At 65.4% G+C, this 24884-nt stretch carries 22 protein-coding genes and 1 pseudogene; 13 read left to right on the forward strand and 10 right to left on the reverse strand.

The genetic code is table 11. The annotated features are described in order from the left end of the window. The first annotated feature begins 13 nt into the window (after nucleotides 1-13). The 8 genes and pseudogenes from ACNS88_RS00650 to ACNS88_RS00685 all read left to right on the forward strand — a co-directional run. Nucleotides 14-931 carry a carbohydrate ABC transporter permease gene (locus tag ACNS88_RS00650; protein ID WP_435092907.1) on the forward strand — a complete coding sequence of 306 codons (918 nt, stop codon included), beginning with the start codon at nucleotides 14-16 and terminating at the stop codon, nucleotides 929-931. Continuing rightward, on the forward strand, nucleotides 931-1779 hold the full coding sequence (locus tag ACNS88_RS00655; RefSeq protein ID WP_435092909.1) for a carbohydrate ABC transporter permease: 849 nt from the start codon (nucleotides 931-933) through the stop codon (nucleotides 1777-1779). The genes ACNS88_RS00650 and ACNS88_RS00655 overlap by 1 nt, the downstream gene beginning before the upstream one ends. Further along, nucleotides 1779-2441 carry a YesL family protein gene (locus ACNS88_RS00660; protein WP_435092911.1) on the forward strand — a complete coding sequence of 221 codons (663 nt, stop codon included), beginning with the start codon at nucleotides 1779-1781 and terminating at the stop codon, nucleotides 2439-2441. Before ACNS88_RS00655 ends, ACNS88_RS00660 begins: the two co-directional genes overlap by 1 nt. Nucleotides 2442-2531: 90 nt before the next feature. Then, complete coding sequence (locus ACNS88_RS00665; protein WP_435092913.1) at nucleotides 2532-5318, forward strand: glycoside hydrolase family 2 protein; 2787 nt, start codon at nucleotides 2532-2534, stop codon at nucleotides 5316-5318. Nucleotides 5319-5338: 20 nt separating this feature from the next. Then, nucleotides 5339-6493, forward strand: coding sequence for a galactonate dehydratase (gene dgoD, locus ACNS88_RS00670; RefSeq protein ID WP_435092915.1), 1155 nt, complete (start codon nucleotides 5339-5341; stop codon nucleotides 6491-6493). Nucleotides 6494-6575: 82 nt separating this feature from the next. Further along, nucleotides 6576-7634 carry a cellulase family glycosylhydrolase gene (locus tag ACNS88_RS00675; RefSeq protein WP_435092917.1) on the forward strand — a complete coding sequence of 353 codons (1059 nt, stop codon included), beginning with the start codon at nucleotides 6576-6578 and terminating at the stop codon, nucleotides 7632-7634. Further along, on the forward strand, nucleotides 7627-8424 hold the full coding sequence (locus tag ACNS88_RS00680) for an SDR family NAD(P)-dependent oxidoreductase (RefSeq protein WP_435092919.1): 798 nt from the start codon (nucleotides 7627-7629) through the stop codon (nucleotides 8422-8424). The genes ACNS88_RS00675 and ACNS88_RS00680 overlap by 8 nt, the downstream gene beginning before the upstream one ends. Nucleotides 8425-8437: 13 nt before the next feature. After that, nucleotides 8438-9139 (forward strand): annotated as a pseudogene (locus ACNS88_RS00685) (oxidoreductase dimerization domain-containing protein); the annotation flags it as partial. Between the two features lie 882 nt (nucleotides 9140-10021). On the opposite strand, the gene ACNS88_RS00690 reads toward ACNS88_RS00685, so the two are convergent. From ACNS88_RS00690 to ACNS88_RS00700, 3 genes are all read right to left on the reverse strand, one after another. Beyond that, nucleotides 10022-10483 (reverse strand): molybdopterin-dependent oxidoreductase, encoded by a 462-nt coding sequence (locus ACNS88_RS00690; RefSeq protein ID WP_435092921.1) that lies wholly within the window; start codon nucleotides 10481-10483, stop codon nucleotides 10022-10024. 478 nt (nucleotides 10484-10961) lie between these two features. Then, nucleotides 10962-13385 (reverse strand): heavy metal translocating P-type ATPase, encoded by a 2424-nt coding sequence (locus ACNS88_RS00695; RefSeq protein WP_435092923.1) that lies wholly within the window; start codon nucleotides 13383-13385, stop codon nucleotides 10962-10964. A 96-nt stretch (nucleotides 13386-13481) separates the two neighbouring features. Continuing rightward, complete coding sequence (locus ACNS88_RS00700; RefSeq protein ID WP_435092925.1) at nucleotides 13482-14237, reverse strand: helix-turn-helix domain-containing protein; 756 nt, start codon at nucleotides 14235-14237, stop codon at nucleotides 13482-13484. A 358-nt stretch (nucleotides 14238-14595) separates the two neighbouring features. On the opposite strand from ACNS88_RS00700, the gene ACNS88_RS00705 reads away from it, so the two are divergent. The 3 genes from ACNS88_RS00705 (at nucleotide 14596) to ACNS88_RS00715 (ending at nucleotide 17745) form a co-directional block, all read left to right on the forward strand. Beyond that, entirely contained in the window at nucleotides 14596-15768 is a 1173-nt protein-coding gene (locus tag ACNS88_RS00705; protein WP_435092927.1) for an acyl-CoA dehydrogenase family protein, read from the forward strand. Between the two features lie 370 nt (nucleotides 15769-16138). Continuing rightward, the gene (locus ACNS88_RS00710; protein ID WP_435092929.1) at nucleotides 16139-16519 is read left to right on the forward strand and encodes an Htur_1727 family rSAM-partnered candidate RiPP; all 381 of its coding nucleotides are present in this window, start codon (nucleotides 16139-16141) and stop codon (nucleotides 16517-16519) included. Continuing rightward, nucleotides 16516-17745, forward strand: coding sequence for a TIGR04347 family pseudo-SAM/SPASM protein (locus tag ACNS88_RS00715; protein WP_435092931.1), 1230 nt, complete (start codon nucleotides 16516-16518; stop codon nucleotides 17743-17745). Before ACNS88_RS00710 ends, ACNS88_RS00715 begins: the two co-directional genes overlap by 4 nt. Before the next feature lies 1 nt (nucleotide 17746). Here the strand turns inward: ACNS88_RS00715 and ACNS88_RS00720 are convergent, their stop codons facing one another. The 3 genes from ACNS88_RS00720 to ACNS88_RS00730 form a co-directional block, all read right to left on the reverse strand. Next, nucleotides 17747-17875: a hypothetical protein gene (locus ACNS88_RS00720; protein ID WP_435092933.1), complete on the reverse strand. Its 129-nt coding sequence runs from the start codon at nucleotides 17873-17875 to the stop codon at nucleotides 17747-17749. 44 nt (nucleotides 17876-17919) lie between these two features. Beyond that, complete coding sequence (locus ACNS88_RS00725; protein WP_435092935.1) at nucleotides 17920-18522, reverse strand: helix-turn-helix domain-containing protein; 603 nt, start codon at nucleotides 18520-18522, stop codon at nucleotides 17920-17922. A 116-nt stretch (nucleotides 18523-18638) separates the two neighbouring features. After that, nucleotides 18639-19685 (reverse strand): disk-shape morphogenesis protein volactin, encoded by a 1047-nt coding sequence (locus ACNS88_RS00730; protein ID WP_435092937.1) that lies wholly within the window; start codon nucleotides 19683-19685, stop codon nucleotides 18639-18641. A 123-nt stretch (nucleotides 19686-19808) separates the two neighbouring features. Here ACNS88_RS00730 and ACNS88_RS00735 point away from each other — a divergent pair, with 123 nt between their 5' ends. Together ACNS88_RS00735 and ACNS88_RS00740 are read left to right on the forward strand one after the other, a co-directional pair. Next, nucleotides 19809-20672, forward strand: coding sequence for a geranylgeranylglycerol-phosphate geranylgeranyltransferase (locus ACNS88_RS00735; protein WP_435092939.1), 864 nt, complete (start codon nucleotides 19809-19811; stop codon nucleotides 20670-20672). Between the two features lie 215 nt (nucleotides 20673-20887). After that, nucleotides 20888-21340 carry an OsmC family protein gene (locus ACNS88_RS00740; protein WP_435092941.1) on the forward strand — a complete coding sequence of 151 codons (453 nt, stop codon included), beginning with the start codon at nucleotides 20888-20890 and terminating at the stop codon, nucleotides 21338-21340. Nucleotides 21341-21480: 140 nt separating this feature from the next. Here the strand turns inward: ACNS88_RS00740 and yciH are convergent, their stop codons facing one another. The 4 genes from yciH to ACNS88_RS00760 all read right to left on the reverse strand — a co-directional run bounded on the left by yciH (nucleotide 21481) and on the right by ACNS88_RS00760 (nucleotide 24845). Beyond that, on the reverse strand, nucleotides 21481-21774 hold the full coding sequence (gene yciH / locus ACNS88_RS00745; protein ID WP_004046732.1) for a stress response translation initiation inhibitor YciH: 294 nt from the start codon (nucleotides 21772-21774) through the stop codon (nucleotides 21481-21483). Nucleotides 21775-21863: 89 nt separating this feature from the next. Further along, nucleotides 21864-23210 (reverse strand): dihydroorotase, encoded by a 1347-nt coding sequence (locus ACNS88_RS00750; RefSeq protein ID WP_435092943.1) that lies wholly within the window; start codon nucleotides 23208-23210, stop codon nucleotides 21864-21866. A gap of 71 nt (nucleotides 23211-23281) precedes the next feature. Next, nucleotides 23282-24280, reverse strand: coding sequence for an ornithine cyclodeaminase family protein (locus tag ACNS88_RS00755; RefSeq protein ID WP_435092945.1), 999 nt, complete (start codon nucleotides 24278-24280; stop codon nucleotides 23282-23284). A gap of 154 nt (nucleotides 24281-24434) precedes the next feature. After that, a complete protein-coding gene (locus ACNS88_RS00760; protein ID WP_435092947.1) occupies nucleotides 24435-24845 on the reverse strand; it encodes a DUF3054 domain-containing protein in 411 nt (136 codons plus the stop codon). Between the last annotated feature and the right edge of the window lie 39 nt (nucleotides 24846-24884).

Here is a 24884-nt window from a genome sequence, read left to right on the forward strand (position 1 = left end):
ATCCGGGTAATCAATGGCAACTAAAGATACGGGTTCGATCCGAAGCCGACTCCCCCGAGTCGACGACGTGGACACTGAGACGCGGGACGGCGTGCTGTTCGCCCTCCCGTACCTCTTGGTTTTCTCGGTATTCCTGCTCTACCCGTTGTTGAAGGGGCTGTACATGAGTCTCTTCGACTGGAACGCGTTCAACCCCTCACAGTCGGAGTTCATCCTGGCGGAGAACTACGTCCGGATGGTCAGGGACCCGACGTTCTGGGCGGCCGTTCGCGCGACGGCGCTTTTCGTCGTGCTGACGGTGCCGACGCTCGTCGGCCTCGGGCTCGCACTCGCACTCGGGGTTAATCAGGACATCAAGGGGAAGCGCTTCCTCCGGACGGTGTTTTTCAGCCCCTACGTGCTGACCGTCTCGGTCGTGTCGCTCATCTGGGCCGAGATGTACGCTCCCCAGTACGGGCCGATCAACTACTACCTCGAGTTCATCATGAGCAACCCGCCGGCGTGGCTCAACAGCTTCACGTTCGCCATGCCGGCGGTGGCGCTCGCGACGATCTGGTGGACCGTCGGGTTCAATTTCGTGATCCTGTTGGCAGCGAGACAGGGCGTTTCCGAACGGCTGTACGAAGCCGCACGTATCGACGGCGCGAGTTCCTGGCGTGCGTTCAAAGACATCACGCTCCCGCAGATGCGGCCGGCGATCGTGTTCGTGACCACCGTCCAGCTCATCGCTTCGTTCCAAGTGTTCGGTCAGGTGTACATCATGACCAACGGCGGTCCGGGTAACTCGACGCAGACGCTCGTCATGTACCTGTTCCGAGTCGCCTTCCGCCAACAGGAGTTCGGCTACGCGGCGGCTATCGGCTACTTCCTGTTCGTCGTGCTCGTGGCCGTCTCGCTCATCAACTTCAAGTTCGTCGGAGGGAACGACTGATGTCAAAGCGCATTACCACGCGGTTCAGCCGCCCCGAGCCCAAGACGGTCGGCCTGTACGTCGCGCTGTACGGAGCCGCGTTGCTGTTCATCACTCCGTACCTGTACATGCTGTCGACGTCGCTGAAGACGGAAGCGTTCGCGTTCTCTCAGCAGCCGTACTGGATTCCGCCCGAGATCACCTTCCGGTGGTACCAGGCCGTCTTGCAGGGTGCGCCGATCCTACAGTGGTTGATAAACACGCTGGTCATCGCCGGGGCAACGACGATCATCGTCGTCATCATCGACTCGATGATCGCGTTCTCGCTCACCAAACTCGACTGGCCGGGCAAACGAATCGTGTTTACGGTGATCATCGCGAGCTTCATGGTGCCGATCTACGCGAACATGGTGCCGCTGTACACCATCATCTCGGACTTCGGACTGCTCAACAGCCCGCTGGCGGTTATCCTGCCGTTCAGCGCCATTCCGATCGGGGTGTTCCTGTTCACGCAGTTCTTCAAAGATCTCCCCGATTCGGTGATCGAGGCGGCGAAACTCGACGGGTTTAGCACGTTCCAAATCTACCTGCGAATCGTGCTCCCGCTGATGAAGCCGGCGATCGCCGCGCTGTCGCTGTACACCTTCGTCTACACGTGGAACCAGTTCCTCTGGCCGCTCATCGTGTTGCAGGGTGAGACGTCGTTCACGCTGCCGGTCGGTATCGTGACGACACAGCCCACACAGGTGTTCCAGCCCGGTGCCGAGATGGCCGTGACGCTTATCGCGGCTGCACCGCTGTTCGTCGTGTTCCTCATTCTGCAGGAACACCTCGTGAACGCTGTCCAGATGCAGGGGACCACAGGATAATGTCGGGTCACGATTCCGGGGTCGGAACCGAACTCGATGACCGCCCGCCGCACAAGCGAGCCCTTCGGTTCGGCTACCAGCACAGCGCAACCCTCGTCGCGGTGAGCGTCGCGTGGTTCGTGGCCTCGCTTCCGCTGGTGACGATCGGTCCGGCAACGCTCGGCGCGTACGCCGCCGTTCGGTCGCTTCGCCAGACCGGTCGACTCGATCGCGACTACGTCGTCGACGCGGTTCGCACGAACGGCGTCCACGCGCTGTTGTTGAGCGTGCTTCCGGTCGTGTTCGCCGCTCCCGCAGGGCTCTCGCTCCGCGGGGGAACGACGCTCACCGGCCTCACGCCGATCATCGCCGTCATCGGCCTCTACGTCGCGGGCTACCTCGTGGTCGCCCTGATTCCGACGTTCGTCGCCATGGCAGACGGTGAATCACCCGTGGTCGCGCTCAAGCGGGCGTACGTGTGGACGGCCACCGACCCGGCGGCGGCGCTGTCGCTCGGGCTCGTCACCGCCATCGTCTTCGCGGTAACGGCGCTGTTGACCATCGGGTTCGTCCTGCTGTTCGCAGCAGCGGCGTTCTCCTACCATGTCGAGTACCTCGCCGATGACTTCGACGTACCCGCTGTAGGCGACGCGTCGACCCCGGTCTCGGGCACGCCTGCCTGAGTCCGTCCCCGCAACCGTCTCCAGAAACAGACCGCAACACTCAAACTCCAACGAACCAGCGCTCATCTAACGCAGTACACTAACACACATATGAAACTCAACGACTCACTGAAATCCGTCGAAGGCCGCTCTACTCGATCGGTTAACGGACACTGGCAGCTTCGGCGAGACGCCGGAAATGTCGGGATCGACGACGAGTGGTACGACGCCGACGAGTGGCCCGACGACGGTGACCGATTCTCGGTCTCGGTCCCCTCGGCGTGGCAGGAGACAGACGAACTGACCGATTACACCGGGGTCGCGTGGTACCGAACTTCGATCGAGCTCGATTCGGTTCCCGACGGCCAGCGGTCCTTCCTTCGGTTCGGCGCGGTCGACTACCACGCCACGGTGTACGTCAACGGGATCGAATGCGGTGACCACCGCGGTGGTTACCTCCCGTTCGAGGTCGACGTCACCGACGCGCTGGAGGCCGGTGAGAACGTCGTTACCGTTCGGGTCGACGACCCCGAGGACATGAGCGATATCCCGCACGGGAAACAGGGCGATCCGTGGTACACCCGCGTCAGCGGCATCTGGCAGGACGTAACCCTCGAAACTCGTCCCCTGATCCGAGTCTCCAATATAACAGTGACACCGGACCTCGACGACGACGTCGCTCACGTGGAGTTCACGACGGCCGTGGACACCCACGCACCGGCGGACCTCGAAGCGACCGTCCGGGTAGAGCGGGACGGTGACCTCGTCGCCAAGCAAACCCGTCACGCCGACCCCGAAACCGCGACCAAGGTCGCGGTCCCGATTCCGGACGCCGTCTATTGGACGCCTGACCGGCCCGCGCTCTACGACGTCGAGGTAACGCTCTCGACCGACGAGGGGACCGTCGACAGCGACGCCGACTACTTCGGAATGCGGAGCGTGAGCACCGCTGACGGCGAGCTCTATCTCAACGGTGAGCCGCTCTACGTACGCGGCGCACTCGACCAAGGGTATTACCCGGAGACGCTGTACCGCCCCTTCGACGAGGACCTCTTCGAACGGGAGATCCGGACGGCCAAGGAACTGGGGTTCAACCTGCTCCGCAAACACATCAAGCCCGCCCACCCGACGTTTCTCGAACTCGCAGACAAGATGGGCATCCTCGTCTGGGAGGAGCCCGCGAACCCGACTCGATACACCGAACGGTCGAAAGCGGAGGTCCGCCAACAGCTCCGAGACCTCGTCGACCGGGACTTCAACCGCCCGAGCGTCGTCGCTTGGAGCCTCTACAACGAGGAGTGGGGGATCGGGCACGCCGACGACGAGCCGTTCGTCTGGGAAGACGAGGAAAAGCAAGCGTACCTCGGGGAGTTCTACGAAACGGCGAAACGCTGGGACCCGACGCGGCTCGTCTGTGACAACTCCGGCTGGGCTCACGTCGCGACCGACATCAACGACTACCACCGGTACTTCGCCAGTCCCGACCGTTCCGCTGGGTGGGCTGAGGACCTCGATTCGATGGTCTCGAACCCCGAGGACAACTACGCCGCGACGTACACCGACCCCGAGTCGACGCCCGTTCTCGTCTCAGAGTTCGGGATGTGGGGACTGTCGGATACCGACGCGCTCGAGGAGTTCTACGGCGGCGAACCCGACTGGTACAATCACCCGTTCCTGACCGCCTCCGACGGCTCGGTGAACGAACGACAGGTCCACCTCGAATCGAACCTGCGGTCGCCCGCCGGGTTCGACAAGCGCTTCGAGGAGACGGCGCTCCCGACGACGTTCGACGGGCTCTCCGAGCTCGCCGACGTCTGGCAGTGGCGAGAGTACCACTCCGTGAAGGACCTCATCGAGCAGATGCGGGTTCACAGCGGCATCTCGGGATACATCATTACCGAGTTCAGCGATATCGAATGGGAGTTCAACGGGATCCTCGACTACCGGCGCGAAGAGAAGGCGTTCCACGAGGAGTTCGCCGCGATCAACAGCGAGCTGTTCGTCACCGCTGAGCCAGACAGTCACGTCGTCTGGGGCGGCGACGAGGTCACCGCCTCGGTCACCGTGGTCAACGACGGTCGCGACGTTCACCGCGGGACCGTCAACTGGTCGCTCTCCGCTGACGCAACCGGTGACACGGTCGACGAGGGACGCTTCGAGGTGGCGGCTGACGCCCACGCGCGGTCCCGACCGCGAACGGTCTCCGTGTCGACGCCACCGGTCGAGGCGTCCGGGGTCTACACGCTCGAAGTCACGTTCACGAGCGACGCGGCGGGCGATGAGGAACCGGCGACGGCGAGAAACGAAGAGCCGGTAACAGTCGTCGAGCCCACACGGGTACCGAACCACGAGACGACGGTGTTCGTCGAGGAGAACTACGTCGCCGATCGCCTCATCGGCTCCCGACACGACGTGACCCGCGAGTTGACCGACGAGGTCGATTTGGCAGTCGTGTCGACGCTCGATACTCTCGTCCGAGAGTTCGCGGAGGCGGGTGGCGACGTCTTGTTGCTCCCCCGACTACACGAGTCGACGCCCGCAGACGACCTCTTCGAGTACCGAGAGCTCCCGCGGGGAGAAAATTGGAACCTTTGCTCGTCATTGTTCGCCCACGACAGTCCCCTCATCTCGGATCTGACCGGAAGCAAACGGTTGGATTGGGCCTTCGAGGGGATCTATCCGAACGCGCTGGTGACCGGACTCGACACCGACCGCGACGACATCCACGTGGAGTACGTCGAAGGCTGGATCGCGAACTGGGGCAGCCCGCTCCTCACGCGGTCGGTTGGCGACGGGCGGGTGTGCGTGACGACCGTCCCACTCGGACAGGCCTACGGCGAACAGCCGGTGGGAACGATTCTCCTCGAGCGACTCATCGACGGACGAAACCGTACCTAACGACGCGAAACAACCACACCATGACAACAATCACCAACTACGAACTGTTCGAAGTACCGCCGCGCTGGCTGTTCCTCCGACTGGAGACCAGCGACGGCACTGTCGGCTGGGGCGAACCGGTCGTCGAAGGGCGATCCCATACCGTCCGCGGGGCGGTCGAAGAGCTCCTCGAGACGTATCTGCTCGGCGAGGACCCACACCGCATCGAGGACCACTGGCAGACGATGTACCGCGGCGGCTTCTATCGGGGCGGCCCGATACTCATGTCCGCTATCGCCGGCATCGACCAAGCGCTCTGGGACATCAAGGGAAAGGAGTTCGGCGCCCCGGTCTACGAGCTCCTCGGTGGACCGGTCCGCGATCGCGTCCGCGTCTACCAGTGGGTCGGCGGTGACCGTCCCGCCGACGTCGGTGAGGCGGCCGCGGCGAAGGTCGACGCCGGGTTCACCGCGCTCAAAATGAACGCGACGCCGGAACTCCGCCGTGTCGATAATCCGAGCGCCGTCGCCGCCGCGGTCGACCGCCTCGGCGAAGTCCGCGACCGGGTCGGCCCCGATATCGACATCGGTGTAGACTTTCACGGTCGCGTCACCAAGCCGATGGCCAAACGTCTCGCCGATGAGCTCGAAGTCCACGAGCCGTTCTTCATCGAGGAGCCGGTGTTACCGGAACATAACGACGCGCTTCCCCAGATCGCCGCCCAGACGTCGACGCCGATCGCGACGGGCGAGCGGATGTACTCGCGATGGGACTTCAAGCAGATCTTCGAGAACGGGTCGGTCGATATCATTCAGCCGGACCTCTCACACGCCGGCGGCATCACCGAAGTGAAAAAGATCGCCGCGATGGCCGAGGCCTACGACGTGGCGATGGCGCCCCACTGTCCGCTCGGCCCGATCGCACTCGCGTCCTGTCTGCAGGTCGACGCCGTCGCGCCGAACGCGCTCATCCAAGAACAGAGCCTAGATATCCACTACAACGAGGGCAACGACGTGCTCGATTACCTCGTGGACCCTTCGGTCTTCGACTACGAGGAGGGGTTCGTCGACCTCCCCGACGGCCCGGGCCTCGGCGTCGAGATCGACGTCGACTACGTTCGCGAACGCGCCGAACTGGACGTCGACTGGCACAATCCCGTCTGGCGACACGACGACGGAAGCGTCGCCGAGTGGTGACGGCCGGGACGTGCGGTCTCGCACCGCCGGTTACGAGTAATTGAGACGATACACACGACAGCCGACACGGAAAACTCGATACATGACAACCGAACGCTGGAGCACGGAAGAAGCGTGGAACTGGTACGACGAGCAGGAGTGGCTCGTCGGCTGCAACTACCTGCCGAGTACGGCAGTGAATCCCACGGAGATGTGGTTCGCCGACTCGTTCGATCCCGAGACGATCGATCGGGAACTCGGCTGGGCAAGTGCGGTCGGGATGAACACCGTCCGGGTGTTCTTACAGTACGTCGTCTGGGAAGACGATCCGGAGGGACTCAAACGCCGAATGGAAGAGTTCCTCTCGATCGCCGAGAAACACGGCCTCACGACGATGTTCGTCTTCTTCGACGACGTCGCGTTCTCGGGCGAGGAACCGTCTCTCGGGCCGCAGAAAGACCCCGTCCCCAACACGCACAACAGCCGGTGGACGCCGAGTCCGGGCCACGAGCGGGCCGTCGATCGATCGGTGTGGCCGAAGCTGGCAGACTACGTCCGCGACATTGTCGGTGCGTTCCGCGCGGACGAGCGCGTCCTCATCTGGGACGTGTACAACGAGCCCGGAAACAGCGAGATGGGCCAACAGACGCTGCCGCTGCTTCGAGAGTCGTTCGATTGGGTCCGAGAGGCCGACCCGACACAGCCCGTCACCGCCGGCGTCAACTGGGATCCGAATCGAACCGAACAAAATCGGATCGGCAGCGAACACGCCGATATCATCTCGTTCCACGATTACAGCGAACTAGAGTTCACGGAGGAACGGCTCGCGGATCTCGAAACCTACGACCGACCCGTGCTCTGTACGGAGTGGCTCGCCCGGACGCGAGACAACCACGTCCGGACACACCTTCCGGTTTATAAGGAACGGAATATCGGCTGCTACACGTGGGGCTTCGTCAACGGCAAGATCCAGACCAACCTCCCGTGGAGCACCGCACAGACATCTATCGCCGAGGCGGTCGAGGACGAGGATACCGACACCTGGTTCCACGACGTGGTTCACGAGGACGGGACGCCGTATCGTCAGGAGGAAGTCGATCTGTTGGTTGAATACACCGGTCGCGGCGATCTGAGCGCTCTGCCGGAGTCGACCGATGAGTGACCCCCAATCGGGACGGCACGCCGACGACGTCGCCATCGTGACCGGGTCGACCAAGGGGATCGGTGCGGGCATCGCCAAGCGACTCGCGGCCGAGGGCGCACGCGTCGTCGTCAACGGTCGATCGGAAGCCGACGGTCAGCAAGTCGTCGACGCGATCCGCGCCGACGGCGGTGAGGCGACCTTTATCGCGGCCGACATGCGCGACCCGGACGCGATCGCGTCGCTCATCGCCGCGACCGCCGAGCGCTACGGTCGCATCGATGTCCTCGTCAACAACGCCGGGGTACAGACTGAGACGACGGCGACCGAGGCGACAATGGACGACTGGGAGTTCGTCGTCGAGACCGACTTCCGGTCGTTCTGGCTCTGCGTCAAACACGCCGTCGAGCACATGCCCGACGGCGGGGCCATCCTCAACATGTCCTCGAACCACGCGTTTCTGACGATGCCCGGACTGTTCCCGTATAACGCGGTGAAATCGGGGATCAACGGGATGACTCGCGCGCTCGCGCTCGAACTCGGGCCGCTCGGTATCCGCGTGAACACGGTCAATCCCGGATGGATCGAGGTCGAGCGCACCCGGGAGGAGCTGAGCGACGACGACCGCGAGCGGGTCGAGGCGATACATCCGCTGGGACGGATCGGAAGGCCGGACGACGTCGCCGCGACCGTCGCGTTCCTGACGAGCGATGAGGCCTCGTTTATCACCGGAACGAGCCTGCTCGTCGACGGCGGTCGCACCGCGGTCATGCAGGACCACAGCTTCCTCGAGTACAAACGAAACCGCTGACCGCTCGGCGAGGGCGACCGATAGCTGGGAGGAAACCGCCCGCGGGGTTCGTCTCTTCACCCAGACCGAAGACGGCGACCGGTCCGAACACACCGCCAACCGCCTCGTCGTCGCCGTCGATCGAGAGCCGGTCACCGATATGCTCGGGTTGGCGAATCCGAGTATCGAGACCGACGCCGGTGGATTCATTCCGACTGACGACCAGACACGGACCGATTCGGAGCGTATCTTCGCGATCGGGGACGTCGCTGGAGAACCCATGCTCGCTCATAAGGCGAGCAAAGAAGGTGAAGTCGCAGCCGACGTCATCGCGGGTAAGGACGCTGCACTGTCGTCCCGGGCGATCCCTGCCGCTGTCTTCACCGATCCCGAGATCGCAACTGTCGGGATGACCGAAGCCGACGCGAAAGAAGCGGGGCACGAACCCGTGGTTGGCCGGATGCCGGTCCGAGCGTCGGGGCGTGCACTCACACTCGGTGAGACCGACGGGTTCGTGCGGGTCGTCGCAAACGGCAGCACGGAGACCATCCTCGGCGCGCAGCTGGTCTGCCCCGACGCCTCAGAGCTGGTCGCCGAACTGGCGCTGGCAATCGAGACGGAAGCGAGCCTCGACGCGATCGCGTCGACGATTCACACGCATCCAACGCTCACGGAGGCAGTGATGGAGGCAGTTGCGAACGCTCGCGGAGAGGCTATCCACACACTCAACAGGTGACGGTCGGCGTGACCGACCAGAACGCTTCGGCCGTCTTCCGCTTCGGTGATCGGGAGGCCCTCCCCAGGCAGGGATCGGCCAAAGCTCACCAGCGATCGGAGCGTAGCCCACGCGATGGCCCCATTTGTGTGACGTGCATTGTGAGAGATACTGACCGCTTCGAGCCGGGTTTGAACCGGTTCTGAGCCGGTTTTGAATCGGCTCTGACCGGTCTCTGTCGCGATACATGATACGTATAACATAATATTTCTTATAATATATTTTAACATATGTATATAGCATCATTCTTGATCCTTGATGAATAACTTGAACACGGAAGTCATCTTCAGCGAGAGCTACTCAAGATCATCCGTGCCGCCGACCAGAAATTCCATGTTATCGGGCTGATCGCGGTGGTATCGATCGATCAAAAAAATATCGTATACTTTGTGTATCATGGTAAATAGCTGTGCTAAACAAATATAAATCACATCTAATGCAACTATTCCATATAGATAACCTATATGTCGCGAAAAGCGATCATAGTTTCACCAACCGAGTGTCAGTTCGCGAACGGGGTCAAAACCGGTTGTAGATCGACGTGCCAAATACGGCTACAAATAGGGATATGATTGTGATACATCTCAAATATATTCAAAAAATTATATATACTGTAGATTTATATAATAGAGAGCTGGCGCTATGATCTTCCCTCGATCGGCTAGCGCCACGTTCGTTCTTACCCAGTATTATCGGACGAATAGTGGTCCTATAGAAGTCGGCCTCGGCACTCATAGGGCTCGTCATCGCTGGTGCCGAGGCAGCTCGGAGCGGTGCATCGTCATCGGCCGATATTCAGTAGTCGGGTCGTCGCCTAAAAGGCCCGGGTCCGACACGTCGCTGTCAGTACCCGAGTTCCTCGTACTCTTGCGGGTCCTCGTCGGGTCCGAGCCGCAGGAATCGGAGTTCGCGCACCCCACGTACCGTCCGCCCGGCCTCGACCGGGGCGACGAACCGCGGGCGGCGGGCCGGCGGCAGGGGCTCGCCGTTGCGTTCGACGGCGAGCACACCGTTGAGGGCGGTCCGGATCGGCACGCAGACGGCGTACCCGTCGGCGCCGACACGGACGTGGGTCGCTTCGGGGTCGATATCGACATCCGGTCGGTCGAGCAGCGCAGCCACGGGAATCCCGCGCCAGACGCCGCCCCAGCGTTCGCCGCTGGCGCACAGGAACTCCTCTTCGACGCGTTCGAGCGCCGCGTCGTCGACCGCGTCGCACGCCACCGTTCCGTCCGCGAGCCCGCACAGCCGCACCGCGACCCGCGACGCCGAGTCGGAGTGTTCACCGCGCTCGTGTGGCTGCATGACCGGTCGTAGGCGATCCGGCCTTACAAACCGACTGCACCGTTTTCGGGAACTGAATATCCGAGACAACAGATTACGACGTGTAGGCGCACCGCTCGTCGGATTCAAAAGCCGAGATGAGGGCGGTCACTCGCCGCCGTGACACGACCCCGCGTACGCGTTCCATCGGCCGGTCCCGTTCGGGATCCGCCGCGTGTCCGCCGCGTCGAACGTCGCCGCGCACTGCGCGACCGCCTCGGCCGCGGTCGGCAGGTCCCCGCTCGCCTCGCGGGCGACCGGTGACTCGTCGCCCGGCGCCGTTATTTCTGTCTCGATGCTCGTCTCGCGCGTACTCGGACCCTCGGGACCGATCGCTGTCTCCGATTCCGAGCCTGGGTCAGCAGTGTACTACGGGTGGCACGATTCACCCAAGGAGCGCATCCTTAATAATTGTTCATGTTTGTTTGAGCGTTGCGAGCGACCGACTCGAACCGCCGGTTCACTCGAACGACTCGGGCTCGATACCGGAGAGCCGCATCGCGTTGCCGGTGACGCCGAGGCTCATCCCCATGTCGCCGACGACGACCGCGACCGCGACGCTCACCAGTCCCAGCGGCACGCCCAGCGCGAGCAGGGCCTTCACGCCGAGGCTCGCCCAGATATTCTGGCGGATCACACCGTTGGCGGTGTGCGAGAGCGCGTACAGGTACGGGAGCTTCGCCACGTCGTCGCCCATCAGCGCGATATCGGCGGTCTCCAAGGCCGTGTCTGTCCCCGCGGCGCCCATCGCGACGCCGACCTCGGCGGTCGCTAACGCGGGGGCGTCGTTGATCCCGTCGCCGACCATCGCGACCTCGCCGTACGCGGCCTGCAGCGACTCGACCGCGTCCACCTTCTCCTCGGGGAGCAGCTCGGCGCGGTACTCGTCGACGCCGACCTGCTCGGCGATCGCCCGCGCGGTCCCCTCGTTGTCGCCGGTCAGCATCACGACGTGCGCCACGCCCAGCTCTCGGAGGCGTTCGACCGCCCGCTTCGAGTCGGGCCGCACCTCGTCGGCGACGGCGATCGCTCCGGTGAGCTCCGTCGCCGTCCCGACGAGCACCACGGTCTTCCCCTCGCTCTCCAGCGCCGCGAGGGTCTCTCCGGCGAACGCACCGTCACCCGACCCCTCCGGCTCGGCTCCGTCACCCTCGGCGACGACCCCGCCGTCGGTCTCCGCCCGCGCCCGCGAGAGGTCGAAACCGAATTCCTCGAACAGCGCGGGCTTCCCGGCGTAGTACGTCTCTCCGTCGATCTCGGCGCGGATCCCCTTCCCGGTCAGACTCTCGAAGCCCGTCGGATCGGGAACGTCGATCACGCCCGCCCGCTCTGCGCGGTCGAGGATCGCGGTCGCGATCGGGTGTTCGCTCCGGCGCTCCAACGCCGCGGCCCGCCGGAGCAGCGTCGACTCGTCGGTGTCGCCGAGCGGAAGCAGGTCAGTGACTGCGAGTTCGCCCTTCGTGAGCGTCCCGGTCTTGTCGAGCGCGACGGCGTCGACCTCGCCCATCGCCTCGAGGTGGTTGCCGCCCTTTATGAGGACGCCGTTCTTTGCGGCGCTGGTGATCCCCGAGACGACCGAGACGGGCGTCGAGATGACGAACGCGCACGGACACGCGATCACCAGCAGCGTGAGTCCGCGGACGAACCACGTCCCCCAGTCGGCGGCGAACGTGATCCCGTAGCCGGCGACGTCGACCGCGATCGGGTCCGTGATGAGTAGCGGTGGGACAGCGGCCGTCAGAATTGCTAACACGACTACAATCGGTGTGTAGTATCCCGCGAACCGATCGACGAACCGCTCGGTCTCGGTCTTCTCGGCCTGCGCGCCCTGCACCAGTTCGATGATCCGCGCCAGCGTCGAGTCGCCCGCCGTCGAGGTGACCTCGACTTCGAGGTACCCCTCCTCGTTGATCGCGCCCGCGAACGCCTCGTCGCCGGGAACCTTGTCGACGGGGACGCTCTCGCCGGTGATCGGGGACTCGTCGACCGCGCTCTTCCCCTCTATCACCGTCCCGTCGAGCGGGACCTTCTCGCCCGGTCGAACGATAACGGGCTCACCGACCGCCACGTCGTCGGCCGGGACAGTCACCTCTTCCCCCCGACGCCTGACGGTCGCCTCGTCCGGCGACAGTTCCATCAGCTCGCGCAGTGAGTCCCGAGCGCGATCCATCGCGTAATCCTCGAGCAGCTCGGCGATACTGAAAAGCACCGCGAGCGTGGCGGCCTCGACGAAGTAGCCGATCCCCGTCGCCGCGAGGATCGCCGTCCCCATCAGCAGATCGATGTCCAGGCTTCGGTTCCGCGCCGAGTAGTACCCGCCGCGGATGACGGGGAGCCCGCTCGCCGCGACCGCGCCGAGGAACAGCACGTCGGCGAGCGTGAGCGGGACGCCGAGCACGCTCGCTACCGCGGGGTTTTGCCCGGTCAGAACGAACTCGAATAGGAGCCCGAGCGTCACGAGGCCCGCGCCCAGCCACGTCTTCTTCGCGCGCGGCGTCGTCCAGACCTCGGTGGGAGGCGCAACGGCGACGCCGCCGGACTCATCGTCGGAATTCCCGTTGCCGTCTGCGTTCCCGTCGCCGGCCGACCGCCCGCCCGTGACCTCGTAGCCAGCGCCCTCGATCGCTTCGACCACGTCGTCCTCGTCGACGGCGTCGGAATCGTACGTGATTGTCGCCGTCCCGGCGGTCGGGTTGAGGGCGGCGTCCGTCACGCCGTCAAGGCGCCCGAGCGCGTTGTCGACCTTACCGGCACAAGAGGGGCAGTCCATCTCCGGGACCGCGAGGCTGGCGGTCAGTTGTCGGCGGGTCCCCCCTTCACCGGCCTCCTCGTCGGCTATCCCGCCGCCCTCGATCTCCCCGCGCCCGTTCGAGCCGTCTGTCATTACGCGGAATGAGGGGTCGTATCTCGATAAGCCTTGGTTGGAATATTCCAATACACGCGGATCGAGTCGTCTTCGACGACGCCGAGTCCGCTCGCCTCACTTCGAGGCCGGTGAAGCGTCGACGATCCGCCCGTCGGCGACGTGCGCCTTCGCGAGCAGTTCTTCGGCCCGGCGGAGCCGGTAGGTGAGTGTCGACCGCGGCACGTCGAGGTGGTCGGCGAGGTCGCCGACGTCGACCGAACGCGGGGACTCGTAGTAGCCGTGTTCGACGGCGGCCCTGAGCGCGGCCTCCTGTTCGGGTGAGAGGCCGACCTCGTCTCCGCTCGTTCCCGACCCGCCAGCCGCGCCCGACGCGCTCGCCGTCTTGAGCAGTTCGGTGCGGGCAGCGTCGCCGACTGCCGCCCGAAGCGCGTCGAAAAAGTCGCCCACGTCGCCCTCGCCGGAGTGGATGAGCCGCCAGGTGTAGTGGCGCCCCTCGTGACGCGTCTCGAACAGCACACTTTCCCCGAGGTGGTCCCGCGCGATGTGCGGCACGGACGCGCAGACGGGCGTGGGCTCCCAGTCGGTGTACAACACCAGCGTGTCGTCGGTGTGATCGAGGACGCGGGTCGTCTGGGTCGCGCCGCAGTGTTCGGTCGCGAGGCAGTCGGCGTAGTAGTCGCCGTCGAGGAAGGCGGCCTCGATGTCGTCGAGTGCGGCCGGGGTGCCGGTCGCGTGATCCACGCGCCAGAGGTGGTCGTCCGTGGCGTGTACCGACAGCGATCGGACCCGGGCGCCGGGGTGGTCGGCCAACGCGTCGGCCACCCGGTTGCGCCCCGGCTCGTACTCGAGGGCGAAGACGAGTTCGCGCATGACTCCCATAGGTGCCCGGCGGACATTAACGCGTGGCCTCGCTCGCCATCGGATCAACGCGCGTTCCCGGTCGACGCTGCTGTCAACTATGCGAACGAAGGTGAACAGGTCGAACTTTTTCGCGGTTCGGTTCCGGATCATTAAATAACGCGATGGAGACACGTACCGTCGAAATCGGACCTGCTCTGCGACCACAGCGTCGATGGTAACTTACTCGATAGAATGCAGGTACTGTGGCGGCCTTGGGCTCTCGTCGGGACCGCTACAGATCCTTTTCGGACTTCACTCCTGACGCGTGAACTTGATCGTCGGGTGAGCAAGAGTATAGTTATTTATCTCTGATACGGTAAGTACTCGTATGCTCGATTATTTCGACATGGAGTCGACCCTGTCCGAGGAGGAGCGCCTGCTCGTCGACTCCGCCCGGTCGTTCATCGACGGCGAGGTCGAAGACATCGGTCAACACTGGATCGACGGCACGTTCCCCACAGAGCTGATCCCGAAGATGGGCGAGATGGGATTTTACGCTTCGAACCTCGAAGGCTACGGCTTACCGGGCGTCAGCGAGACCGCATACGGTCTACTGATGCGCGAACTGGAGGCGTGCGATTCCGGGCTCCGCTCGATGGCGAGCGTGCAAGGTGCGCTGGTGATGTACCCAATCCACGCGTTCGGCAGCGACGCGCAGAAGGAGGAGTGGCTGCCGAAGCTCGGAACCGGCGAGGCGGTCGGCTGTTTCGGGCTCACCGAGCCGGAGCACGGATCGAACCCCTCCGCGATGGAGACGCGCGCCGAACGTGCCGGCGGGCACGCAGGCGACGGCTACGTGCTAAACGGCTCGAAAACGTGGATCACGAACTCCCCGATATCGGACGTCGCCGTCGTCTGGGCGAAAGACCACACCGAGGAGGGAACGCCCGTCCGCGGGTTCCTCGTCGAGACCGACCGGGACGGCGTCACGACGAACAAGATCGACGAGAAGCTCAGTCTCCGCGCGTCGATCACGGGCGAGATTAGCCTCCAAGACGTACACGTCCCCGCCGAGAACCGCCTCCCCGGGGTCTCGGGGATGAAGGGGCCGCTGTCGTGTCTCACCCAGGCGCGTTACGGTATCGCGTGGGGCGCAGTCGGCGCCGCCCGGGACTGCTTCGAGGTCGCCCGCGAGTACGCCACTGACCGCGAGCAGTTCGGAAAGCCCATCGGCGGCTTCCAGCTGCAACAGGAGAAGCTCGCGGAGATGGCGACACAGATCACGCTCGCGCAGCTGCTCGCCCACCGGCTCGCCGATCTCAAGGAGGCGGGCGAGATGCGGCCGCAACACGTTTCGATGGCCAAGCGCAACAACGTCCGCACGGCTCGGGACCAGTCGCGGATCGCCCGCGAGATGCTCGGTGGCAACGGGATCACCGCCGACTACTCGCCGATGCGCCACATGGCGAACATGGAGACGGTGTACACCTACGAGGGTACCCACGACATCCACACCCTGATCCTCGGTGAGGACCTCACCGGGCTGCAGGCGTACCAGTAGCGGTGCCGGCCAGCTTCGCCTTCGGACTCCGGCCCCAGGCAACCCGATCTCTCGGTTCGTCGTATTCGCCGACCTCAGCGGCTTATAAGCTATTTCACAGAACTACCCGTTTCTCAAACCGTTTTAACAACGCCGACGTAGAACTGCAACCGTGTGGCTGAGCCCGTTCGCTTCCACATGGAATCTGCTAATCTGAACACCACCGATCCGGAAGAGGGGAAACCGGTTGCTGAAAGGCTCTTTGCGGCGTCCGAGAGATTTCATATATCGAAAGGCAGTTTATACACAGATCCTCCGAACATATTCGGGCGCATTTCGCGACCGTGGGAACCCGCGAAACCGGGTTCGGTGGGTCGCGCGTACGCCGGGTATGGTCGAGAAGACGGACCGAACCGAGGGGACAGACGGGGCTCGCTCCGCGGACGGTCGACGCTTCGAGGTGTTCGTCCGCGAGGAGGAGGCGGACCCGCTCCGTCACGTCGGCACCGTTGCCGCGCCGACGCCCGACGCCGCCCACGAAGAGGCGAGCAAACTCTTCGCGTGGTACGCCCGCGACGTGTGGGTGTGTCCCGCAGAGGAGACGCACCGGTACTCCGCCGAGTCGCTCGCAGACGATGAGGCGGACGACGTCGAAGCAGACGGTGATGGGGACCCCGACGCCGACGAATCGCGCGTCTACGAAGAGACCGAGGGGACGCCGACCGTCTCGTGCGGCGGGGCGCCTGTCGACGATACGGAGGAGCCCCGATGATCTCCGTCAGCAAGCTCCTCTGTGGCCTCGACGCCGAGAGCGACGGACTCCGGTACGACGCGGCCGACGGGTCGAAAAAACCCCAGATTACGGACGACAAACAGCAGCGCCCGGTGGTCGTCTGGAACACCACAAAGCGGTGTAACCTCTACTGCGAGCACTGCTACGCCGCGGCCGACCAAGAGGGAGCACCGAACGAGCTGTCGACCGCGGAGGGGAAGGCCCTCATCGACGATCTCGCCGACTTCGGCGTGCCGGTCCTCCTGTTCTCCGGCGGGGAGCCGCTCGTTCGCGAGGACCTTCCGGAGCTGGTCGCCTACGCCGACGACGCCGGAGTCCGCCCCGTACTCTCGACAAACGGGACCCTACTGACCCGCGAGCGCGCCCGTGAGTTGAAGGAAGCGGGGCTCAAGTACGCGGGCGTCTCGGTCGACGGCCTCCCCGAGCGCAACGATCGGATTCGGGGCGAAGAGGGCGCGTTCGACGCCGCCGTCCGAGGGATCGAGGCGTGTCTCGACGTGGGGCTCAAGACGGGGCTCCGGTACACGATCACCGAGCACAACGTCGAGGACCTCGCCGGCGTCGTCGACCTGCTCGTCGACGTGGGCGTCGATCGGTTCTGCTTCTATCACCTCGACTACGGCGGACGCGGCGCCGACATCTCCGACGTGGACCTCAGCCCCGAAGCGACCCGACAGGCGGTCACCGACCTGTGTGACCTCACCCGCGAGTACCACGACACGGGCGAAGAGATCGAGACGCTCCTCGTCGGCAACTACGCCGACGCGGGCCACCTCGTCGAGTACGCTGACCGCGAGATGGGGACCGATCGGGCGCGAGTTATCCACCAATACCTTCAGCGCAACGGCGGGGACCCGACCGGCGAGCGCGTCGCCGACGTCGACCCCGTCGGCAACGTCCACCTCACCCAGTTCTGGCAGGGGTACTCGCCCGGGAACGTCCGAGACCGATCGTTCGGGGCGATCTGGTCGGACGAGTCGAATCCGCTGCTCGCGGCGCTCCGCGAGCGCGAGGACCACCTCTCCGGGAAGTGCGCCGACTGCGCGTACCAGAGCGTCTGCCGCGGCGGGTCGCGGCTCCGCGCGTTGGCGGCCCACGACGACCCGTTTGCGCCCGATCCGAAGTGTTACCTCACAGACGCCGAGCGCGACGGGGAGGCCGCGCTGAGCCGGATTCAGGGGGGAACCGCGGCCGACGCGGACTGAGCTACCGGTCAGATGCGTCCGCGTCGCGGACGAGCTCGACGGTCACCCCGTCCCGCACGGGGAGGGGAACATCCGCGTCTGCCCCAGCCGCGTCGGGTTCGGCGTCGGTTTTCGGCGCCCTCAGTGTCATGCTTTACCGGTGTGTGAATTTAACAAAGAACGCCGTGAAACGTCTCACTCCTTCTCGTCGAACACGTCAGTGACCAGCTTCGCCTGCGCGGTCCGAAGCCGCTGTGAGAGCGCGGACTTGCTGATGTCGAGCTCGCCGGCCAGCTCGCCGAGCCCCACGTCGCGGTCGTCGTCGAAGTACCCGCGAACCACGGCGAGCTCGAGCCCCTCTCGCTGTTTCGGGGTCAGCGCGGAGAGGTCGAAAGTCACCTGCTCGGTCGCCTCCGGCCCCTGGACGACCGCGAGCCGAACCAGTCGGACGTGATCGAGAACTTCCCTGAGCGCCCCGACCACGTCGCGGACGGTGTCCCGGTCGTCGACGTACGTTGTCACGAGCATCGTCCCGTCCTCGACCCGCTGGATGTGTGGGACGCAGCCGGACTCTTGGAAGACCCGGCAGAGACAGTCCTCGGAGACTTCGCCTCGGGCGCGCACGAGTTCGTCGTCACCAGTCGGCTGTACGTCGACGGTACACTCGTTGCCCACGGCGTTGACGGCCACGCCGCTCGCGTCCGGTGTCTCGGACACGATGGGGCAGTCCCAGTCGTCGCTCGGATCGATGTCGAGGTCGACGCGGAGCCGACGGCCGGCTCCTGCGACTTGGGGCATGGAGTCGTTTGCGAGTCAGCCGGCTTAGACGTCCGGCGGATCCCCAGTGTCCGAGAATGCGTGGTTCGACGGGGCGATCTGGGGTCCGGCGGTCCGCGTTCCCCGAGAGGGACTGCTCAGTCCTCAGACTCGGGCGCCGCCTCCTCGACCTCGCCGCCGTCGTCGACGGTTTCGGCTGTGTCCTCGCCCTCTTCGGAGCGGGCCGCAACGAGTGCCCCGCTGGCGACGCTGTACATCGGCTCGTCTGCCGAGCTTACGTTGCTGATCGAGAAGGGAATGTTCGCGTCCGCGAGGTGGTCCGCAAACAGGTCCTCGAAGCCGTTCGGGCTGGAGGTGCCGCCGGTGACGACGACCGGCACGTCGAGTCCTTCCTCGACGTCTTCCTCGTCGACCTCGCGGGAGATGTTCTCGATGACGTAATCCAGGAGGTTCTCGTAGTAGATGGCGAGCGCGCCCTCGACGCCGCCGACGTCCGTTCGGAAGTCCAGTTCGAAGTCGTCCTCCTTGATGCTCGTCACCTTGTCGACGGGGGTGCCCGTCGCCTGCGAGGTCTGCTCGTCGACCCAGTCGCCGCCACGGGCGATGGAGAACTTCATCACGGGCACGGCGTAGTACGCGAGACAGACGTTGGTCATCCCCGCGCCGAAACTGATCCCGAGTCCGGTGAAGTTGTTGTCCGCGAGCTCCGAGTAGATGACCGCCATCCCCTCGTTGATCGGCTCTGGGTCGTATCCCATATCGCCGAGCATCGATTCGAGCGTCTTCTCGTGATACAGCGTCGTGAGCGGCGAGTCGATCGGGTCGGCCGGACTGGAGTAGAACAGCCGCTCGTTCGGTCGGGAGGGCTCGCCGACCACCTGTTCGGTGATGAGCTTGATCATCGGGATCGCCGACGCCTCCTCGCTGGAGAGGATTCCGTGTTGCATCGGGCGGCGGGTCTCCTTGTTGAAGATGTTCGCGAAGTTGAGGGCATCGTCACCGACGACGTACACCTTGTCGTCTTTTCGGATGTGAAGGACCTCGCTGCGGGAGAGCATCTGTTCCGCCATGTCGCTGTACTCGATCTCGACGAACGAGTTCCGCTGCTGTACGAACACCGTTTCCGCACCCTCCTGTCGTCCGGAGAGGATGTTCATTGTCCCGACGTCTAACCCTTTAGCCATAATCAAACGTATTATTCCCCACTTCATAAACGTTCGTGGCGATTGCCACAGTCCGGTCCACCTCGATGCGCACCACGGGTCCGCTCTCGGTGGGAGCGCTCGCCGCCGGATCCCGCGCCGTTTATGTGCCGCGCCGCGGTGGACGGAGATGACGTGCGCGAGACAGCACGCGGAGCCCTCGAACTGGCACGCCCGGGCAACTGCGTCGCCGCCGCGGTCCTCACGGCGACCGGCGCGTTCGTCGCCGGCGCGGGCGACGCGCTCGCCCCGGCAGCGATCGCCGCGCTCACCACCGCCTTCGCGGTCGCCGCCGGCAACGCGATCAACGACTACTTCGACCGCGAGATCGACGCGATTAACCAGCCCGATCGACCGATCCCGCGAGGCGCGGTCTCGACTCGGGGCGCGCTCGGCATCGCCGCCGTCTGGTTCGCGGCCGCCGTCGCGCTCGCGCTGACGCTCCCGCTGTTAGCGCTCGCCATCGCCGGCGTCAACCTCGTCGCCCTCGTCACCTACACGACGGTTTTTAAGGGAACGCCGGGGCTCGGCAACGCCCTCGTCTCGTACCTCGTGGGGTCGACGTTTCTGTTCGGCGGCGCCGCCGTCGGCCGGCCTGAGGCAGTCGTCGTCCTCGCGCTGCTCGCGGGGCTCTCGACGTTCGCCCGCGAAGTGATCAAAGACGTCGAAGACGTGGTCGGCGACCGCGAGGAGGGGCTCCACACCCTCCCCGTCGCGATCGGCGAGCGACGGTCGCTGTGGATCGCCACGGGCTCGCTCGTCGTCGCCGTCGTCGCCAGCCCGTTCCCGTACCTCTCCGAGACGTTTGGGGGCGCCTACCTCCTCCTCGTCGCGGTCGCGGACGCGGTCATGCTGTACGCCTGCTACGAGGCGTTCACCGACCCGACGGCGGCTCAACAGCGGTTCAAGTACGGGACGTTCCTCGCTGCGGTCGCCTTCGTGATCGGGCGGGCGGCGCTGTTGGTTTAGACTCTGATTAACTCTGAAACCCCAAGCTGCACACAGCAGCGGTGCCGATCCCAATACTTGCCGTGATAGAGGACCTGCCTCAGACGGTCCATTTGCGGCGAGCAAGTGGGTAAGTCGCGTTCAACAGCAGATCGGTGACGAACCAACGTCACGGACGGCAGCGTATCTGCCCACGGTCGGTCGCTTGATGAGGGCACGTCTCATCGAATGGATCTATGAGCGAGGTAGACCACACGGAACGGTTCGCGGTAGCGGCCGAAAGTGAGAGCGAGACGAAGACGACCGTCGAGGCGCGTGACTTCGAGTTCGTCGTTGACGAGCCCTCGTCGCTGGGCGGTACCAACGACGGACCAAACCCCGTCGAATACCTCCTCGGAGCGTGGGCCGGCTGTCTCAACGTCGTGGCACACACCGTCAGCGACGAGCGCGGGATCACCCTCGAAAACGTCACGATAGCGATCGAAGGCGACCTCGATCCGCGGAAGTTCCTGGGCATCGACGAAAACGTCCGAGCGGGCTACCAGGAGATCGACGTCCGAATCGAAGTCGAATCCGACGCCGACGAGGACGCGTTAGAGGCGTTAGCCACAGAGGTCGAGGAGCGGTGCCCCGTCGGCGATAACATCAGCAATCCGACTCCGACAGACGTGGCTATCGAAGTCGCTTGATCGGCCGGACGACGTTGACGGCGCGAAGGAGACGAAAATCGAACCGCGGGCGACGGCGCTGTTGCTCACCGAACGGAGTCGCTTAAAAATCCACGGTATGGAAACCGCGGGTCGCTCGACGGCGGACGGTTAGGTGACGGTCACGCGACGTTGAAGCCCTTATCGCGGAGGAAGTCCTCCACGCGACCCGAGTGGTTTCCCTGCAGCTCGATGGCGCCGTCTTCGACGGTGCCACCGCAGGCGAACTTCGACTTGAGGTCCGACGAGAGGGAACTCATGTCCACGTCCTTCGGGTCGAATCCTTCGATGACCGTTACCTCCTTACCGTACCTGCGCTCGTCGATGCGGATGCTGATCTGCTGGGACTCTTTCGCGACGTCCTCGCAGACGCAGAGTTCCTGGGGCAGTCCGCACGTCGAGCAGACTTCCGACATTACAGTCGAATCTACAGGGTGCCCGTATTAAATAGTGTCGGGAGTGCGACCGCCGTGCACGCCGAGCGTGCACCTTTGGTGGCCGGTCTCTACGACTCCCGCACGTTTCGACCGACCGGCTCGCCGAACGACTCCGCGCCGGTGACCGGATCGCGCTCGTAGACGACCTCGCCGCGGACCGTCGTTAGCTCCGGGAACACCCCCCGCAACCCCTCGAAGGGCGTCCAGCCGGCCGCGCCGTGGAGCGCGCCGGCCTCGATCTCGCGGGGGTTCGTCAGGTCGACCAGAACGAGGTCGGCGTCGGCGCCCGGCTCGATCCGCCCTTTCTCCTCGATCCCGAAGATCGACGCCGGGTTGGCGGCGACCACGTCGCGGACGCGCTCCAGTGAGAGGTTCCCCTTCCGGACGGACTCCAAGAGAAGCGGGTAGAGGGTCTCGACGCCCGGCACGCCGCTCGGAGCGTCGAGGAGCCCCTGCCGCTTCTCCGCGACCGTGTGGGGCGCGTGGTCGGTGGCGACGACGTCGACGTCGCCGTCGCGGAGGCGCTCGAAGACCGCCGCGCGCCGTTCCTCCGACCGGAGCGGCGGGTTCATGCGTCCGAAGGTTCCGAGCCGCCTCGCGTCCTCGCGCGACAGGAAGAGGTGGTGCGGCGTCACCTCGCAGGTGGGCGGGGCGTCCCCGGTCGCGTCGTCCCGGGCCTCGCGAACCGCGTCGATCCCCTCCGGCGTCGACGTGTGCGCGATGTGCACCTGCGCGTCGCTCTCCGCGCCGGCTTCGAGCGCGCGCTCGATCGCGGCGGCCTCGGCCTCGGCGGTCCGGTAGGCTGACCACGCGTCGGCGTTTGCGGCGGTTCCGACCCCACCCAGGTCGCCGTCGAGGGCGCTCTCGTCGAACACGGTCTCGTCCTCCGCGTGGACCGTAACGGGTACGTCGCGGGCGGCGGCCTCGTCGAGCGCGTCCTCGAAAAGCCCGATGGCGATCCCCATGTCGCCGGTCGAGTCCGCGAGGAACACCTCGCCGAGCGCGAACAGCGGGCGCTCGAAGAGGCTTTCGGGGTCCCAGTCGCCGGTGACGCCGCCGTTGACCCCGTAGTCGACGAGCGAGGGCGCGGCGAGGCCGGCCTTCTCGTCGAAGGCGTCGCCGTCGACGGTCGGCGGCGAGGTGTTCGGCTGGTCGACGACGGTCGTGACGCCGCCCGCAGCCGCGCCCCGCGAGCCCGAGGCCCACGTCTCCTTGTGGCTCGCGCCCGGCTCGCGGAAGTGGACGTGGACGTCGACGGCGCCGGGGAGGAGATGGCGCCCCCGTGCGTCGACGACGCGCTCGCCGGCGGCCGCGTCGAGTCCCGCGTTCGTCGGTTCGACCGCGTCGATGGTCCCGTCGCGGACCCGGACGTCGCGGACCCGCCCGTCGGCCAGCTCCGCACCCGTGATGAGCATGGGTACGCGCTCGCGTCGAACCGGTTAAACCGTGTTGTTCTGACAGCGGCGGCGGTCGCTCGCCGGGAGTGTCACTCCCCGGTAAGCGCCTCGCTCGCGGGCGCGAAGTCGATCGTCTCCCCGCGACCCTTCTCGCTTGCCCGCTCGTAGAGCATGTGCGCGGCTGCGACAGTCTCGATCCCGCTCCCGCCCGAGTCGAAGACGGTCACCTCGTCGTCGCTCGTCCGACCGGGGTGCTCCCCGGCGACGACCTCGCCTAAATCGGCGGCGATATGCGCCTCGTCGACCAGCCCCGCCTCCATCGCTGCGAGGAACGATCCGGCGTCCTGCGTGGCCCGTGCGCGGATATCCGGGACGTACGTCGCGCGCGCGACCAGCTCGGGCGGCAGCTCGTTCTTCTCCGGGTGGTACTGCCCCATCGCGGTGACGTGGGTGCCGGGCTCCACGTCGGCGTCGTCGATCACGGGGTCGCTCGCGGTGGTCGCGGTGACGACCACGTCGGCGCCGTCGAGGGCCGCGCTCGCGCTTTCGACCGCCGACACGTCGGCCTCGAGCCGGTCGTCGAACTCGTCGGCGAACGCCTCGCGGCTCTCGGCCGTCGGTGAGAACACCCGAACGGCCTCGAACTCGCGGACGGTCGCGGTCGTCGCCAGCTGGCCGCGGGCCTGCGCGCCGCTCCCGATCACGGCGATTTCGGTTGCGTCACCGCGAGCGAGCGCGTCGACCGCGGTCGCCCCGGTGGCACCCGTTTTAAACGGGTTCATCGACGCGCCGTCGAGCAGCGCGAGCGGCTCGCCGGACTCGGCGTCGAACAGCGGCGTCATGAACCACGCGTCCTCGGCGCCGAACCCGGCGGAGTACGTGTACCCGCCCATCGCGCCGGTCTCGGGCAGGACCGCGGCGTAAGTCGTCAGCATCCCCGGCGGATCGCGGTTGAGGAGCTTCGTTCGCGGCTCAGCGGGTGCCCCCTCGCCGATCTGGCGGTAGGCGTCGCGGACGACCGCGACGTAGTCGGCCGGCTCGGCGAGGTCGTCGACCTCGGCGCTCGTCAGGAACAGAGCATCTGTCATATCGACCCGGTCGGGCGCCAGTGACTAAATCGTGTAGGGAACCGGAACCGTCTGTCCGCGCGAGAACTCCGACGGACCGATCGGCGATTCCGGTCCGACGCGAACGCGGCGGTCGAGAGGCCGACGCGCACGCCGGAAATCCGAACGCGATCGGTTATCGAAGCTTGAAGTACACCGCGCGCCAGCCGCCGAGCGCGACCGACCCGAGGACGAGCATGACGATGGCGAACGACAAGGCGGCGCTCCCGCGGAAGACGAACTGCCGGAGCGCGAGCCCGACGATCGCGGCCGGGATCCACGACCGGATCACGAGCGGGACCGACGACTTCGCGGTCTCGACCGCGCCGGCTGAGTACGCGCCCACGAGGGGCGCGACGAGGACCCACCCGATCAGGAACGGCGCGTACACTTCGAGCAGGTAGAGCGGGTTCGCGGACAGGAAATCGACGGTGCTGTGGTTGAGCGCGCCGACCGTCAACAGGACGATCAGCGCGAGCAGATCGCCGACCGCGAGGGGTACGGCGTCGCGGTCGAGGCGTGTTGCGAGGAACGACGGAGCGTCCATACCGGCTCGTGGGGGTCACCCCACTTTGTACGTACTGAT

The organism is Halorubrum shenae, from assembly GCF_051194165.1.
GTDB lineage: Archaea > Halobacteriota > Halobacteria > Halobacteriales > Haloferacaceae > Halorubrum.